This window comes from Actinotalea sp. C106, from assembly GCF_023630195.1.
Classification (GTDB): domain Bacteria; phylum Actinomycetota; class Actinomycetes; order Actinomycetales; family Cellulomonadaceae; genus Actinotalea.
In genome coordinates this window covers 1-2600 of the sequence record NZ_JALPKN010000370.1, presented here as the reverse complement: position 1 = coordinate 2600, position 2600 = coordinate 1, and the positions used below count along the sequence as shown (strand labels likewise).

At 72.0% G+C, this 2600-nt stretch carries 3 protein-coding genes; all 3 read right to left on the bottom strand.

The window, feature by feature from the left end:
- The coding region (locus L0B03_RS16450) for a LacI family DNA-binding transcriptional regulator (RefSeq protein WP_250447880.1) at nt 1-229 on the bottom strand (229 nt) is incomplete at its 3' end.
- Between the two features lie 5 nt (nt 230-234).
- A complete protein-coding gene (locus tag L0B03_RS16445; protein WP_250447876.1) occupies nt 235-1686 on the bottom strand; it encodes a GH1 family beta-glucosidase in 1452 nt (483 codons plus the stop codon).
- Nucleotides 1683-2597, bottom strand: coding sequence for a carbohydrate ABC transporter permease (locus tag L0B03_RS16440; RefSeq protein WP_250447878.1), 915 nt, complete (start codon nt 2595-2597; stop codon nt 1683-1685). The genes L0B03_RS16445 and L0B03_RS16440 overlap by 4 nt, the downstream gene beginning before the upstream one ends.
- Nucleotides 2598-2600: the final 3 nt, after the last annotated feature.

Sequence of the window (2600 nt, the reverse complement as noted above, 5' to 3'; positions counted from 1 at the left end):
GCCGCGTCGCGAGGCGGCGCGCAAGGGGGTTGGGCGTGAAGCCCAGCCCGGCGACCGCGGCCTCGACCGCGGCGGGGGCCTGGGGGCTGACCAGGTGCCCGCCGTTGATCGCGCGCGAGGCCGTCGCCCGGGACACGCCGGCGAGGGCGGCGACCTGGCGGATGGTCGGGGCGACCCGCCTCCCGGCCGAGGCTGCGCCGAGCGTCACCTCCTGCCGGGGCGGGCTGATCTCGGTCACCCGGGAACGCTACCCCCGTTCGCTACCCTCCCCGTGCGCGCGATCTCGGCGTAGCGCAGAGCGCTCAGCTTGGGGGTCCGCTCGAGGGTGTCGAAGTCGACTCGCACGATGCCGAAGCGCTTGGCGTAGCCGTAGGCCCACTCGAAGTTGTCGAGCAGGGACCAGGCGAAGTAGCCGCGCACGTCCGCCCCGGCCTGGATCGCGGCGTGCACGGCCCGGACGTGGTCCTCGACGTAGCGGGTGCGCTCGAGGTCCTCGATCGAGCCGTCGGCCGCGACCTCGTCGTCGAAGGCCGCGCCGTTCTCGGTGATGTACAGGACGACCCCGGCCGGGCCGGTGTACTCGGTGTGCAGCCGCTCGAGGAGCCTCCGCAGGCCGTCGGGCTGGACCTCCCAGTCCATGGCCGTGCGGGGCAGGCCCCGGGGCACCGCGTGCACGTCCTCGGCCCCGACCATGGGGGAGGAGGTCGGGCGCTCGACGTCGGCCCCCTGGAAGGGGTGCTCGGGGGCGAGGGTGCTGAAGGCGTCACCGTGGTAGTAGTTCACGCCGATGAAGTCGACGCCCGTACCGATGGTCTCGAGGTCGCCGTCCTGCACGGGGAGCTCGAGACCCCGAGAGGCGAAGGCGGCCACGGTGTCTGGGTGGTACCGCCCGTGCAGCACCGGGTCGAGGAACACCCGGTTGTGCACGGCGTCGATCCGGCGGGCCGCGTCGACGTCCTCGGGTCGCCCCGGGTCGGCGGGATCGGCGACGGTGAAGTTGAGCGTGATGCCCACCTGTGCGGCCGGGTCGCCTGCCCGCAGCGCCTCGCTCGCGAGGCCGTGGGCCAGGAGCAGGTGATGCACCGCGGCGACCGCGGCGGCGGGCTCCTGGCGCCCGGGGGCGTGCTGGCCCCCGGCGTAGCCGAGGAAGGCCGAGCACCAGGGCTCGTTGAAGGTCGTCCAGGTGCCGATCCGGTCGCCGAGCGCCTCCTGCACGCTCACCGCGTACTCGGCGAACCGGGCCGCGGTGTCCCGGGAGGCCCAGCCGCCGCGGTCCTCGAGGGCCTGGGGGAGGTCCCAGTGGTAGAGGGTCGGCCACGGGGTGATCCCGCGCTCAAGCAGGCTGTCCACCAGGCGCGAGTAGAAGTCGAGCCCCGCGGGGTTGGCGGCCCCACCGTCGGGCCGGACCCGGGGCCAGGCGATCGAGAAGCGGTACGCGTCCAGGTTGAGGTCGGCCATGAGGGCGACGTCCTCGCGGTACCGGTGGACGTGGTCGCACGCCACGTCTCCGTCGTCCTTGTTGACCACGGCCCCGGGCTCGCGGCAGAAGGTGTCCCAGATCGACGGTGTGCGGCCGTGGTCGTGGACGGCGCCCTCGATCTGGAAGGAGGCGGTGGCGGCCCCCCACACGAAGCCGGGCGGGAAGGTGAGAGCCGAGGCGTCGGCCACGGCGAGCTGGGGCGTCATCCCTTGACCGCTCCCTGCATGATCCCCGAGACGAGCTGCTTGCCCGCGACGGCGAAGAGCAGCACGAGCGGGACCGTCGCCGCCACGACCCCGGCCATGATCAGCGCGTAGTCCTTGAAGTAGGAGGCCTGCAGCAGCTGCAGCGCGACCGGGAGGGTCGGGTTCTCCGAGCCCAGCACGATGAAGGGCCAGAAGAAGTTGGTCCAGGACGCGACGAAGGTGAACAGCGCCAGCATCGCTGCGGCCGGTCGTGCGGCGGGCATCGCGATGTGCCAGAAGGTGCGCAGCATCGAGCAGCCGTCCACGCGGGCCGCCTCGATGAGCTCGTAGGGCAGGGCGCTCTCGAGGTACTGGGTCATCCAGAACACCCCGAAGGCCGTGACCATGCCGGGGATGATCACCGCGGTGACCGTGCCGACCAGGTCGAGGCGTGACATCACGATGAACAGGGGCACCACGCCCAGCTGCGGCGGGACAGCCATGGTCGCGATGATGAAGACCAGCAGCCCACGGCGCCCCCGGAAGCTGAGCTTGGCGAACGCGAAGCCGGCCAGGGTCGCGAAGAACACCACGGACACCGAGGTCAGCGTGGCGATGATGAGGCTGTTCCCGACGGCCTCCCAGAACTTGATGTCCGAGGTGATCACCCTGGTGATGTTGTCCACCAGGTTGGGCCCGGGGATCAGGGACGGGACGGGGTTCTGCGCGATGGTGTCCGAGTCCGATGACGCCAGCAGGAACGCGTAGTACATCGGGTAGACCGAGATGGCCAGGACGGCGCCGAGCACGGTGTAGGACACCCAGCCGGGCCGGCGGTTGATCCCGCCGCCGCCCGTCCCGCGCTTGCGCGCCGCGGCGCGGGCCGCGCCGTCGCCGGGGGTCTGCCGGATAATGGGGACCGAGATACTCATCGT